The organism is Actinophytocola xanthii (assembly GCF_001921205.1).
GTDB lineage: Bacteria > Actinomycetota > Actinomycetes > Mycobacteriales > Pseudonocardiaceae > Actinophytocola > Actinophytocola xanthii.
Genome location: NZ_MSIE01000051.1, coordinates 1 through 13,562, shown reverse-complemented (window position 1 = coordinate 13,562; position 13,562 = coordinate 1). Strand labels below are relative to the sequence as shown.

Here is a 13,562-nt window from a genome sequence, read left to right as displayed (position 1 = left end):
CACGCCAGTTCACCACACCATGAAGATCTCAAACACGCTCTGAGCGGACACGTCACCGGTGTCCGACGCGTCGTCGGTGGAAGGGACTGAGCCCGGCCCGGACGCCGTCGCCGGGCGGACGACGGTCACGGTCGAGGGGGTCGCGTTCGCCTCACCGTCGTCACTACCGGCATTGTAGGCGGCGACAACAGCCGCGATGAACGCGGCAATCACCGTGGCCGCCGCGGTGACGAAGGTTCCCCGCCGGGTGATGCGCGCGGCTTGAACCGTGGGGTCGACGTGGTCGCGCTGGCCTCTGCGCATTCAACGGTCCTTCCGGTAAGAATCGATCTTGCGGTGCCAGGGCGCTGCGGCTTGCCGACACGAAAAACTGGTACACCCTACAAGGCAGAATTCGATCTATGGCGGCAGCGCGGCAATGTGTCGGTTTGACCGGATTGCGCCGAGACTGGCCCTACCCACTGCCCTTTCGTACCTGGCACCCGTCGTTCGGCTCGGCGAAGTTGAGGGCACGGACTAACGGAGGCCATTCATGGAAGAGATCGTGCGGAATGCCGTGTCGGAGGTCTGCCGCGCCGACCCGCATCTGGGTGCGGAGTGGCACGAGCTGCTCGGTCTGTCGACGCCCAGCGCCGACGATGCCCGGTGGACCGAACTCCTCGCCCGCATCGCCGAGGTGGCGGACAGTGTCGGCACGCCGACGGAGGGGCTCGGGCAGGCAATCGTCGACAACGGTGACGTCGAGGAGTTGCGGGCCGCGATTGCCTCCGTCGTGTGGCCGGAGGTCGCGGAGCCGGCCGCCGTGGCGGAGAGCGAGCAGGGCCCGGAGGGTATCGCCGCCGAGATGGCGCAGGAAGACCCGGATGCCTGGAACACCTACCTGCGCACGAACGGAGCGTCCTGGGACGGCAACGACGAGAGCTGGCCGGCTTTCGTCGAGTGGTTCCTGTACTACGCGAACGAGCAGGGCGTCGGCGCGTCCGCCCGCACGTTCTGCGACTACGCGACGGCGAACGGACCGCGTGAGGTGCTCGCCCAGTACGGCGTCACGGTGGCGGCACCGGCCACCGCGGGCGAACCCGGGACGGCCGCACCCGAGATGACCGTGGACCAGGCCGTCGCCGCGTTCGGCCCCGACGTGTTCGCCGAGTTCCGGAAGCAGAACCCGGAGCTCGCCGACATCAGCGACGAGGAACTGCAGGTCATGATGGCCGAGGTGCTCGCCAGCCAGGGCGCGTGACGCGCGGACAGCACAGAACGGAGAACACTCACGATGTCATACCCGGATCCGAGGGCGGCACTTGCCGCGATCCTGCAGAACAGCAACGCCGGACGGAACGCCATGCGAGCGGTGGGCCGGAACAACGGCGGCGGTGGCAACGCCAGCGGCGTTGTCGCGTCTCACGTCGGGCCGCGTCCGGTGACCCAGACCCGCATCCTCGAGGAGTGCGGCCAGACCCTGATCGCGCTCTGGGAGCAGTCGCGTGCGCATGCCGTGCTGCTGCCGTCGCCGGCGACGCGAGGACTGGTCCTCCCCGGCGGCAACCCACAGACACCCAAGAACGAACAGGGTTGTTGGATCTTCCACAACACGGTCAGCGACACCTTCCGCGTGGAGACCTGGACCGGCGGGAGCACCCGGGACAGCTGCACCCCCACCGCACCCGCGCCCCAGGCGAACGAGGTCCTGGTGGTGGACTTCCACACGCATCCCAACGTCGGGCAGGAGGGGTACCTGGACACCCCGAGTCCCGCCGACATCGCGGCCGTCGGTACCGCCGTCACGGGCCTGGTCCGCAGCCACGGCGGTTACCACTGGTTCGGCAAGGCGATGCCCGCCTAGAGCACGCCGCGCGAGCACGTCGTTCACCTGGACCGTCTCCCCAGCCCCGCCCGCGCAGCCGGCGGGTCGAGGCGCGACAGGTGAACGACGCTGGCGAGGAGGGTGGCGGCGAAGACCACGACGTAGACATTGCCCAGAACGAAGGCGACCGGGCCGGTGTCGAGTGCCGGTTGGTGGTTCGGTGGTGGCACGGCGAGGGCGAGTACGGGGGGAACGGTCAGCGGCACCAGCGCCGCCGGCAGTATCCACACCGGACACCGCGGCCTCGCGGTCGAGCCCAGGGCCAGCGTGACCAGGAACGCGCCGAGCGGAAGGAGCCACACCCAGTGGTGGCCCCAGGCCCAGGGCGAGACCGCGGCGGCGCACAGCCCGCACAGCGTGAGTGCGAGCAGCTCCTCACCCCTTCGGCTGGCCCGGGTCGCCACGACGATCGTGCAGGCCGTCACCGAAGCCGCGAGCATCAGCCACAGGGACGCCGATCCGCCCAGTCGTAGGACGAGGCCGTGCAGGGACTGGTTCTGCGGTGCGGCGGCGTCCGCGTACACCCGGCTGGCGTCGAGGAACGTCCCGGTGATCCAGAACCTGGTGGAATCGGTCGGTAGGAGCGCGAGAAACCCACGACCACGGTCGCCAGGAAGGTGCCAGCAGCCGTGATCGCGGCGCGGAACCTTCTCGTGGCCACCAGGTACAGCACGAAGAACATCGGGGTGAGCTTGATACCGGCCACGAGGCCCAGGCCGACGCCCTTGCTCCGCCGGTCGTCCGGCCGGAGCAGGTCCCACAGGATGACCGCCAGCAGCAGCAGGTTCACCTGACCGATGTGGATAGTCGTGCGCACGGCCTCCGTGGCGACGGCCGCGCTGGCGGCCACCAGGACCAGGGCGACCGGCGCTCGGCCGAGGGTGCTCAGCGTCCTCGCCGCGGCGAGGACGGCCAGGGCGCAGTTTCCGATGAGGACCACGAGTTTGGCCGCAGCCGGGGCGAGGAGTGCCAGCGAGGTGAAGAGGATAGCCGCCCACGGCGGGTAGGTGAACGGTAGGCCGTGTGCCAACGGTCCCGCATACAGGGGATCGGCGTCGAGTACCGCGCGACCGCCGTCCCGGTACACCCACAGATCCACCGGGACCACCCCGAACGCTCTGATCACCACCACCAGTCCGAGCGAACACACAGCGATGCTCAACGCGAGCCGGACTGCCCGCGGAGCCGGCCGACGCCGCAGGGCCCGCTGGCCCGGAAGGCTCAACCCGGCTCGCTCAATGCTCTACTCGGGTGGAGCTGACCTGGCCCGTGCGTGGGGTGCGGCACCATCCGGGCCACCCCTCGGGCGGTGCCTACCAGGTCCGCGACAGGGCGTTCCGCTGTTTCGAGCACGTCGAGATGTCGGCATCGTCGGGTGGGGGGTTAACAGCCGCGCGGCACAACCACTCGTAAGAGTGGCGCGATCCGCCCGCGGGGCGTCCGCCTCGACATGGTGCTCGCGGGTGTCATTCGTCGCCGAGCAGGGTGATCTTGCTGGTTGTGATGATCAGCGCCTCGTCGTCGACGGGGTAGGCGTTCGTCACCGGCTGGTCGGAGATGTAGCTGCCTCCGGTGGCGTCGCCCGTGCGGGGGTCGACGAGCCGCAGCCAGCGGGAGTCGTCCGAGGCACCCGTGACGAGGCGGTCGATACCGGTCACGCGCTCCGCGACCACGGCGCCGTCGTCGGTGATCCACGCCTCTTCGGCGGTCCACGCCTTCTGTCCGGTGGTGGTGTCGTAGACGACGCCGTCGAGGAAGAGGAACCGTCCCCAGGACTGCTGCAGCTCCCGTCCCTGCCGTTGCACGTACGTGTCGGCGAGGGTTCCTCTCCAGTCCAGCCTTGTCACCTCGCCGGACTCCAGTGTCAGGCTCAGCAACGTGACCCGGTGCCGGCCGCCGACCTGTTCGGCTTCTCGTCTCGCCGTCATGAGGACGCGGGTGGAGTCCAGTGCGGGGACCAGGTCGCAGTCGACGGCGGGTGGGCTCTCCTTCCAGCGAACAGGTGTGCTGGAGGCGGCAACCGTCAGGGCCGAGCAGTCGGCCACCCCGTTCGGCACGGTCGCCGCGCCCGTCGCGAGGGGGTTGCCGGTGCTGGTGTCCTCCACGACAGTCGTCACGAAGGTGTGGGTCTTGACCGAAACGAGACTCCAGGTCGCGATCATGGCAGTGGCATGTGGCCCGAAGTCGCCCTGTCGGATCACCGGGATCAGTGTGGTGTCGCGCAGCGCACCTGGTGGTCGAACGGGTTCCGCTTTTATCCGGAAGTTACCAACCCTGTTGATGTTCGGAATCGTCCACACGGGAGCGCCATCGGCGATGGCGAACGCCGTCAGCGAGCCGCCAAATTCCGGAGGATCCACCGCGCTCAGAACGACGCCAGCGTCGAGGTCCACTGCCACCAGGGTGTGCAAGGGAAAACTGCCCAGACCCTGCTTTTTGGTCCACACTGGATCGCCGTCCGCACCAGTCAGAATGAGTTCGCCGCCGACGCTCGCCACGACGCCATCGGGTACGAGGCTTGCTCGACGCTGCAGGTCGACGGTGCCTGCTTGCTGGACGCCGCCGGTCCTTCGGTTCACCACCGTGAGCTGTCCTGGGCCGGTGGTGGTGTCAACCAGGAGCAGTCGACCCTCGTCGTAGTCGAGTAGTGCACCGGCAGTGATGTCGGTCGTCCATTTGACACCGTTGCCCTGCTTCGCGCGCCAGGCCGGATAGATCAACACGGCTCCGGCGACGAGGACGACGGTGAACGCGGCGACGATCGCGAGCACGATGCGACGACGTCTGGAGGTCAGCACGGCGTAAGGTTAGAGCATCGGAAAAGACAGTTATTTGTCCACAGTGAACCGTCGATTCCAGTGGTGTGGTTTCTGTCCGGTCGTGGGTGCCCCGGGTTTTCGAGGTTCGGCTGGGGGAGGTCAGGAAGCTGAGGGGTCGCCGGGCCGAGGCTCGTCAGGGGTGGCATCCTCCTGTGCGACGGGGGGCGGCGCGTCCTCCGTACGGCGCCAGGTGAGCTTCACCTTGAGGTGCCCGTCCACGCCCGTTCTGGCGATCACCGCACCGGCCTGGGCGTTGAGCTTGACGCCGAACTCGACCTCGACGTCGTCCGGGCGCACGTCCATGTCGCGGAAGCTGGCCAGTGCGACCGAGGCGGCCTTGCGAACGTGAGCGAGCGCGCCGTCGAACGAGGTCGACGCGGACCTGATCAGGTCCCCGGCTCTGGACACCGGGCCGATCTCCGGCTGGTCGAGGTCGACCTCGACCAGCACGTCGTTCTCGTCGTCGACGGGAAAGCTCATCAGGTCGGGCATGGCGGCTCCTCGGCTGTGTCCGGTGGTACGAGCGGGCGGACGCTGGCGTCGTTGTTCGGGTCGGCCAGCAGTTCGCAGAGCCGGTCGGCCAGCTCGTCGTTGTCCAGGCTCGACGGCTCGTCGGTGCCGGCCATGCGGTCCCACGGCGGCGCGCCACCGGGTCTGGACAGGGTGAGGCCGACGACGCTGGTACGGGTCAGCGCGAGTGGACCGTCCAGTGTGTCCCCCAGCGGGACCAGCCGGTGCCAGGTGTCGTCGAAGCCCTCGGGCACCTCCTGCCGCGTCCCCTCCGGCAGCGACCACGCGGCCAGTCCTCCCGTGCTGAGTGCGGCGAACTCCTCGACGTCGGTCGGCGGGTTGGCCGGCAGCGCCTTCCGCCACCGGAGGACCAGGGCGCTGCCGTCGCGGTTCACCCCGAGGTACCCGTCGTCCTGTTCGTCGGTGAGGTCGCCGATCCTCGTGACGACCCGGCCCGTCCCGGTGTCCCAGGCGGTGATGCTGGCCGGACTCCCCGCCGGGCTCTCAACGGCCGCGACCGTGCCCCAGTCCAGGCTCGTCTCGGCGTCCTTGATGTTCTCCGCCAGCTCGCGGCGGCCCGGCACCGGGCCCAGCTCGCCGATCGACAGCGCGTACCGCTCCGGCCGCGTGCCGGTCGAGTCCGGGATGAACTCCCGTACCACGGCCGACGTGCCACCGGGCCGCAACCACATGCCCGTCCACCAGCTGCGCCAGGGGACCCGCAGCGGCGTCCACTCGCGGCCGTCGCTCAGGTCCCACCGCCGGATCGTGTTCTCGCTCGACTCGACGGTGGTCCGGTCGCGGCTGCCGGGGAGCACCGCGGCGACCACCTCGTCGGCCGGGTCGATGCCGATCATCGAGACGAACGTGCCCGCACCGCCGAGCGGGGTGGCCACAACGACCTTGTCGGCGTCGAGGTCGTAGACCACCAGGCAGGTCACCATCTGGGCGGCACTGCTCACGGCGCACGTGCCCGAGGTGTTCGGGTCGGGTACCGGCAGGCCCTCCTTGTCCACCGGGGCGTCCGCCATCCCCTCGGAGAACGCCGGGAGCACGGTCTGCACGAACGCGACGTACCGGCCGCTGCGGCTGACCACCACCTGGTGCGCGACGTCGTGCCGGTTGAACAGGGCGCTCAGCGGCGTGGACCGCACCCGCTCACCCTCGACGGACCACACCACGACCTGGTTGGCGGAGTTCGTGGTGACCACGCGCGTACCGGCACCGCTGATCTTGGTGGACATGCCCCTGGCGAGCCGGCCGACCTCCTCCATCCCGGTGCCGCCCGTCGTACTCGGCGTTGGTGGGGACCGGTTGGGGTCGACCATGGTGTAGTCGGGCAGCAGCCGGTCGGTGCCGGGGTAGTCGTGTGGCTCCCGGTATCCGAAGTCGACGTCCGGGTCGGTGCGGTAGGCACGCAGCCCCAGCTGCAGGGAGCCATAGCTGTCGTACGGCTCCAGCTGGGCGGCCTCCTCGGCGAGGTCCGCGGCGGCGAGGCCGCCCCGCTGCCGCGCGGTCGACTGGACGGTGGCCAGCACGGCCACCAGGACCACCGTCATCACGAGCGCGGTGCCCGCCCACCTGCGCCGCCGGCGCTGACCGCTCAGCGCCAGGAACTCCCGCTCGGCGGCGGTGAGATCGACCGGCTGGCGCGCCGCCCACCGGTTCGCCTCCCTCAGGTCCAGTCCGGACAGCAGCCTGCGTGGCGTCTCACCCTCGGTGCGCCAGGTGGCCATCCGCTGCCGGAGGTTCTCCTGCCAGACGCGGAAGTCGCGGAACTCCTCCGCGAGTGCCCGCAGCCGCGGCCAGTGTGCGATCAGCGACTCGTGGGCGAGCTCCACACCTGGTCGTGACCCGCCACGCAACACCAACAGCCGCGTGCTGGCCAGGCGCTGCGCGATGGCCCACTGGGCGTCGTCGAGGTCGTCGCGCTGGGCCGTGCGCCGTACCCACGGCTCACCCTCTGGCAGCGGCCGGACCAGCTGCAGCAGCAGCCGCCTCGCGTGCTGCCTGGCGAGCGGGTCCAACGAGGTCCAGACGTCCTGCGCGTATCCCGCCAACGCTCCGTGCAGACCGCCGAAGCCGTCGTAGGCGTCGTGCCGCAGCAGGCCACCCCGCCGCCTCGCCCACAGCTCGGTCAGGGTGAACTGCAGCAGCGGCAACGAGCTCGGCGCGCTCTGCACGTCGTCGAGCAGCCGCTCGACCAGTCCTTCCTCGTAGCTGACCGTGCCCACCCCGGCCAGCGGGCCGGTGACCGCGCCGCGCAGCTGCGACCTGGTCAGGTCGGCCACCGTGACCACCACCCAGCGCGCGGCGATCTCGAGGACCCCCTGGTCACCCAGGCTCGGCCCGAGGAACGTGTCCCGCAGGTTCAGCAGGACCGACCACGCCGCCCCCGGGCGCGTGGCCGAGACCAGCACCCGGGTGAACGCGGCCCGCTGGGCGGTCGGGACGTCGAAGACCTCCTCGAACTGGTCTACCGCCACCAGCAGCCGCTGGCCGCGCCGCTCGGTCAGCACGGCCCGGACGACGTCGGCCACGCCGCCAGCCGCCAGCCGGTCGACCAGGTCGTCGACGCGGGCCAGCCGGTCGTGGGCCGAGGCGTCGGGAGCGAGCAGGTGGTCGAAGGCGGCGGCCAGCGCGTGCAGCGGCGTACTGCCGTCCGACGGGCGCAGCACCAGAACCACCTGACCGGGTTCCTGCCGCAGCACGGGGAGCACACCCGCATGCAGCAGCGAGGACTTCCCGACGCCCGAGGGCCCCACCACGCACACCACGGGCGTGGTCCGCGCGAGCCCGGCGAGCTGTGCGGTCTGCTCCTCGCGGCCGAAGAACAGCTCGGCGTCCTCCTCGGCGAACGGCCGCAGGGCCCGGAACGGCGGCCGACGCTCGATCACCTCCGCCAGCTCCGGCCAGGTGTCCAGTACGGTGGCGACGGTGATCAGGTAACCGATCTTGGGCGGCGCGCCGCGCACCCGCCGGGCCACCATGCCGATCGCCGCGTCCAGGCCCGGCGCCCACACCGGCGACCCCGAGAAGCCGGGCTCGAGTGTGGACTCCCGGCCCGGTTCGGCGTTGATCTCGACCCAACCCGTGGCGACCGGGCCGCCCCGGCGGCCGTACACCCAGCTGCCCAGCTCGAGGCCGCGCGGGAACCCGACCATGACCAGCTGGTCCGAGGTGACTCCGCCGGACCGGACCAACACGAGCGGCGCGGCCTCCGGCGGCGGCGGTTCGAGCAACCGGAGACCGGCGACGTCGCCCCGCAGCGCCTCGTCGACCGGTGCCCACGCCGCGACCGCGGCCGAAATCCGACGCCCCGGGGCGAGCAGGGGGAAGTCGACCTCGATCCGGACGTCACCGCCGGGTGACGGCCCGTCGGCGGGCACTCCGAGCACCTCCGCGACCACGTGCGTCGCGGTGAGCACCGCACGCGGCCCGACGAGAAACCCGGCGCCGCGGGGCGTGTCGGCTCCCCAGATGCGGACCACCGCCGCCTCCAGCGGAATCCGGCGCGTGCCGCCCACCCGTGCCCCCAGAACCACCAACGATGTCGTGACACGCTACCGCAGCGCGGGCGCGCGCTCGTTCGTCAGAGGGTCCAGGTCAGGGGCGCGGTGGGGTCGGGGGTGTACGCGCAGAACGTGCCGGTCCTGACCGCCTGCTGGAGATGTCCTCCGAGGACGTGGTCGTGGTCGCCGATGTGGCCGATGGCCGACTTGATCGCCTTCGTCACGGCCGATCGGGCGCGTTCGGCGTCCGAACGGGGTTGTCGGTCGCGACCGCCGAGGCCGAAGGCGGCCGTCAGCTGGTCGGCGATCGCCTCGAGCTCGCGGCGTACCGACTCGGTCCGGCCGTGGTCCCCGAACGACTCCGCCTCGCGCAGCTCCTCCTCCAGCTCCGCGGCCCGACGCCGGTACGCCGTTCTGGCCTGTTCGTCGAGAACGGGGCCGGTGCCGGCCGAGGGCACACCCTGTTCCAGGTCCCTCGGGGCGGCCAGGTCGAGAACGTGGAACTCGCGTCCGGGCTCGGCGAGCAGCCGGCACAGGTAGTGCAGGCCGATGCGGTCGCGAACCCGGGTCGGACCGGCGGAGTGCTGGACCGTCCAGTAGTCACCTTCCCGCCGGAGTACGGCCGACCGGGGTCGCGGGGGAGGGAGCCGGACGGGCGGCTGGAGGATCTGCCGGACTCCCAGGGCCCGCATGGCCGTGTCCGCCTGCCGCCGGAGCTCGGCGGCGCGATGCCGATCCTCGGCCCGCCCCCGGGCCTCGAGGCAGTCGGCGAGCGTGGCGCGGGCCTGGGCCGCGAAGAGCGGCGCGCCGATGCGCTCGCTGGTCGCGACCGCCTCGTCGAGATGGCCCACCGCGTCGCTCGGGCGGTCCATCGTCATGGCCAGCAGCCCGAGGTAGTAGGAGACCGGTCCGCCGCAGCCGACGCCGACCTGGTTGGCCCGGACGAGGTAGGGGGCGTGCGGCAGCAACAGCTCGTAGAGCACCACCGCGTGGGACCGGGAGCCGACGCGGTGGCAGATCGCCGCGAGGCAGCTGATGTTCACCAACCAGGTGAAGTCCCGGTGGACCCTGGAGAACCCGTCGGCTCCCTGCCGCTCCAGCTCGATCGCGGCCTCCTCCGGGCGTCCGGTCTCGGCCAGGATGAGCGCCAGTGCGGTGCGCAGCACCGACACGGCCGGCGCCCGCTCGATCAGCTGGCGGGCGAGGAGCTCGACGTCCTCGGTGCGGCCCTGCCAGAGCTTGAGCAGGCTCTTGGCGGCCATGTACCACCTGTCAATGCCGGGGTGGTTGACGCGCCGCCCCAGCGCCAGGCCGTACTCGGCCCAGCGTTCCGCTTCGGCCAGGCGGCCCGCGATGTGGGCCTCCGTGGCCCGCAGGAGCGGCACGTGCCACTGCAGCTCGGTCATCCGGTTCTCCCGGACCAGCTGCTCGAGGAGGTGGATCTCCGCGCCGTAGGCGGCGATGTCCCCGAGCTCGAGCAGGTTGGCCAGCCGCAGGACACGACCGCAGGCCAGCAGGTCGCGGTCGTCGATCTCCTCGGCGAGCTCGACGATGCCCGTGGCCATGCCCAGCCGTTCGGGCGCGGGCGCGGATCCCCAGATGGCGATGTGCCGGTCCAGCAGCACCCAGCCGAGCACCTCCGGATCGCCGGTCCGCTGGGCCAGCTCGACAGCTTCCTCGCCGAGCTCCGCGCGGCGTTCCGGAGCGGAGGTGAGCACCAGTGCCTTGGCCAGGCGCGCGAGCAGACGTGCCCGGAGCTTCACCTCGTCCCCGGGCAGAGCCTTCAGTGCGGTCCTCAGCAGACCGACCTCCAGGTTGTCGAGGACGCCGAAGGCGTAGACGTTCCCGACGGCGAGCGCGGCCCTGGCCAGGCACTCGGGGGCACCGGCCCGCTGGGCGAGGAGGGCGACCTCCTTGAACGTCTTCCGCGCCGCGGCCGAGTCCTCTGTGGCCAGCTGGGCGTCGGCGAGCTCGAGCAGCAGGTCGCACCGGCGCACCGCCGAGGCCGGCGAGCTCTCCTCGAGGATGGTGGCCGCCCTCGCGAAGAGGGTGACCGCTTCCTCGTAGGCGAGCGCGTGCATCGCCTGGCGAGCGGCCTCGATCGTGTACTCGAGCGCCCTCGTCGGGTCCGTGCCGGCCTCCCACAGGTGGTGGGCCACCTGGGCCGTGTGCGGCGAGAGGTTGTCCCGATGCCGGCGCTCGACGGCCCGGGCGGCGCGCGCGTGCAGGTCCACGCGACGTCCGGGGGCCAGCCGGGAGTACAGCGTCTGCCGGAGCAGGGCGTGGACGAACCGGAACCGCGCCGGCGCCCAAAGCTCCCTGACCAACACCCGGGCGCGGACGGCCTCCGCCGCCTGGGCCGCCGTCGCCTCCTCCGGCCGTTCCAGCACAGCGCTCAGCACCTCGAGGTCGAAGTCCAGGCCCAGTACGGCCGCCACCTCCAGCATCTGCCGACACGGGTGGGACAGGCGTTGGATCCTCCGGTTGATCACCGCTGTCACACCGCCGGGCACGGCGAGGCTCGCCGGCAACCCATTGACCATCGGTCCGTCGAACAGGCCCTCCCGGTCCGCCAGCAGACCCGCCAGCTCCCGGACGAAGAATGGATTACCCCCGGTCGCGGCACGCACGGTCTCGGCGGCGCTGTCGCTGAGCTTGAGGCCGCTGATCTCGGCCACGAGCTGGCCGACGTCCTGTTGGGACAGACCGCCGACCCGGAGGTGCTGGCACCAGGTCTGCTCGCCCAGCAGCTCGGCCATGGGATGGTCGGCGTCGATCTCCACATCCCGGTAGGCCCCGAGGATCAGAATCGGAGAGGTGCGCAGGTCCTGCGCGACGAACCGGAGCAGCCGCAGCGACGACGCGTCGCTCCAGTGGAGATCGTCCAGGACGACCACGACGGGCCGGGAGCGACAACACTCCCGCAGCAGCCGGGCCACCTGGTCGAACAGGCGGAACCGCTCCTGCCCGGCGGTGGCGAGGGGACCGGGGGAGTGCCGCACCACCGTCGTCACCTCGGACACCAGGTGGTTCATCTCGTCGGCGGCGACGGCCAGGTCGTCCACGATCGGGTTACGGTCGCCGTCGGTCAGCGAGCGCAGGACCTGGGACCAGGGCCAGAACCCCGGCACGCCTTCGCCCTCCCAACAGCTGCCCCAGGCCACGGCCGCCCGCCGCGACCGCGCGTAGTCCCAGGTCTCCTCGGCGAGCCGGGTCTTTCCCACACCGGGCTCGCCGGCCAACACGGTCAGCCCACCCCGGCCCGCCACGGCGTCGTCGACTGCCAGGCGGAGGGTGTGCAGGACGTGTTCCCGACCCACGAGAATATGTCTATTGCCCGCCGCGTCCATCGCTCCCCATCTTCCCACCGGCGGTCTGCGCACCCAAACGGGTGAACCTTCTCGGAATAGGCCGCCGGTGGGGCCGGAAGTCACGATGTGACGCCGGTATTCACGCCTCGGTGGGTGATGGCTCATCAGAACACACCGAGGGGGCGGGGATGAGCGAACAGACCATGTCCGACGAGACGAAGACCGAAGAAAGCAGGATCGAGGAGAAGAAAGCCGACGAGCAGCAGGGTAAAAGGCGGCGGTGGCGATTCCGAGTGGACGGGCTGCGCGCGGAATGGCCAATTTCTGGCGGTCTGACATTGGCCGGAACCGGCATCATCGCGGCCGCGATCGTTGTCGTCGTCTATTTCGTGATGCGTGACGACCCGCCGAGCCAGGTGGAGGTTCCGGACCTGGTCGGCCTGCCGCGTGAAGCCGCCGAGGCCGAGCTCACCGAGCGCGGCCTGCGCCTGCGCACGACGTTCGACCAGGTCTCCGACCAACCGGTCGGCACGGTCCTGCACACCGACCCCCCGGCAGGGGGCAAGCTGGACCGCGGTCGGGGCGTCACCCTGGTGGTGGCCAGGGCGCCCGGCGCCGCGGCCGCGCCACCGCCGTCCGAGACGACCCTGCCCGGTTCACCCGGGGGTGACCTCGGCGGCGGCTACGGCGCCGACCAGCCCCCCGGCGTCGAGCAGGGCCCGAGCGCCGGTCCGGATCCGACCCCACCGGGTGGCGGGGGCGGGACCGTGACGGACGCACCGGAGCCGAGATCGCAGGTGCCCGCGGTGGTCGGGCTCGACCTCGAGGACGCGAAGAGGACCCTGGTCAGGGATGGGCTCGCCGTCGGGAAGGTGGCCCAGCAGGAGTCGGAGGAACCCGCCGGCACCGTCCTGGGTTCCAGCCCACCGGCGGGCTCGGTGGTGAACGGGGGCAGCTCCGTGGCTCTCGTCGTGGCCGCGTCGCCTCCGGTGTTCCTCGGGGTGGGCCGGGCCGACCCGAACCCCGCCTACTCCAGCTGCGCGACCGGGTACGAGACCGTCTTCTCCCAGCAGATCTCGGTGACCAGACCGACCAGGGTCGTCTACCAGTGGCTGCGCAGCGACGGCGCCAGCGGGCCGGTGCACTACATCGACTTCCCGGCTCCGGGAACGAAGACCGTGACCACCACGTGGCTGCGTACGGGAGACGGGGGCACGAGGCTCACCGGATGGGAGAGGGTCAGGATCCTGGGTCCGACGGGCATCACCGGCGCGCAGCTGGACTTCTCCCACACGTGTGTTGAGGTGACGCCTGGTTTCACCCCCACGGTCATCCCGGGAGAGCCTGGATGAGGACCCTCCGCTCGTCCACGGCGACGCGCAGGGCACATCGGAACTCTCGCCCCGGCCGCCGGCCACGGCCCGACTCCGCCTCGCCGAGCTGACCCTGATCCACCGCCCGGCGGCTCCCTCGTACAGGCCGTCTCGTAGCTCCGGTCCAATGGTGTCAAGGGGCGAGCGAAGCGAGCTCGCGTCAGCGACGCCGG

10 protein-coding genes are annotated in these 13,562 nt (G+C 71.1%); 3 read left to right on the top strand and 7 right to left on the bottom strand.

Annotated features, from left to right (window positions below):
• Positions 1 to 9: 9 nt before the first annotated feature.
• Positions 10 to 303 (bottom strand): hypothetical protein, encoded by a 294-nt coding sequence (locus BU204_RS25930; RefSeq protein WP_075128371.1) that lies wholly within the window; start codon positions 301 to 303, stop codon positions 10 to 12.
• 229 nt (positions 304 to 532) lie between these two features.
• On the opposite strand from BU204_RS25930, the gene BU204_RS25925 reads away from it, so the two are divergent.
• Both BU204_RS25925 and BU204_RS25920 read left to right on the top strand, forming a co-directional pair.
• Complete coding sequence (locus tag BU204_RS25925; RefSeq protein ID WP_075128370.1) at positions 533 to 1,240, top strand: hypothetical protein; 708 nt, start codon at positions 533 to 535, stop codon at positions 1,238 to 1,240.
• Between the two features lie 33 nt (positions 1,241 to 1,273).
• Positions 1,274 to 1,843 (top strand): hypothetical protein, encoded by a 570-nt coding sequence (locus BU204_RS25920; RefSeq protein ID WP_075128369.1) that lies wholly within the window; start codon positions 1,274 to 1,276, stop codon positions 1,841 to 1,843.
• A 23-nt stretch (positions 1,844 to 1,866) separates the two neighbouring features.
• On the opposite strand, the gene BU204_RS25915 is transcribed toward BU204_RS25920, so the two are convergent.
• The 6 genes from BU204_RS25915 to BU204_RS25890 form a co-directional block, all read right to left on the bottom strand.
• Positions 1,867 to 2,304, bottom strand: a complete 438-nt coding sequence (locus BU204_RS25915; protein WP_075128368.1) for a glycosyltransferase family protein — start codon at positions 2,302 to 2,304, stop codon at positions 1,867 to 1,869.
• A complete protein-coding gene (locus BU204_RS25910) occupies positions 2,304 to 2,996 on the bottom strand; it encodes a glycosyltransferase family 87 protein (RefSeq protein WP_158073516.1) in 693 nt (230 codons plus the stop codon). Before BU204_RS25910 ends, BU204_RS25915 begins: the two co-directional genes overlap by 1 nt.
• Before the next feature lie 334 nt (positions 2,997 to 3,330).
• Entirely contained in the window at positions 3,331 to 4,662 is a 1,332-nt protein-coding gene (locus BU204_RS25905; protein WP_143229744.1) for a hypothetical protein, read from the bottom strand.
• Between the two features lie 120 nt (positions 4,663 to 4,782).
• Positions 4,783 to 5,175, bottom strand: a complete 393-nt coding sequence (locus tag BU204_RS25900) for a CU044_2847 family protein (protein WP_075128365.1) — start codon at positions 5,173 to 5,175, stop codon at positions 4,783 to 4,785.
• On the bottom strand, positions 5,163 to 8,738 hold the full coding sequence (locus BU204_RS25895; protein WP_143229743.1) for an nSTAND1 domain-containing NTPase: 3,576 nt from the start codon (positions 8,736 to 8,738) through the stop codon (positions 5,163 to 5,165). Before BU204_RS25895 ends, BU204_RS25900 begins: the two co-directional genes overlap by 13 nt.
• A 47-nt stretch (positions 8,739 to 8,785) precedes the next feature.
• Entirely contained in the window at positions 8,786 to 12,025 is a 3,240-nt protein-coding gene (locus tag BU204_RS25890) for an ATP-binding protein (RefSeq protein WP_075128363.1), read from the bottom strand.
• Between the two features lie 179 nt (positions 12,026 to 12,204).
• Here BU204_RS25890 and BU204_RS25885 point away from each other — a divergent pair, with 179 nt between their 5' ends.
• Positions 12,205 to 13,368, top strand: a complete 1,164-nt coding sequence (locus tag BU204_RS25885) for a PASTA domain-containing protein (RefSeq protein ID WP_143229742.1) — start codon at positions 12,205 to 12,207, stop codon at positions 13,366 to 13,368.
• The last annotated feature ends 194 nt before the right edge of the window (positions 13,369 to 13,562 follow it).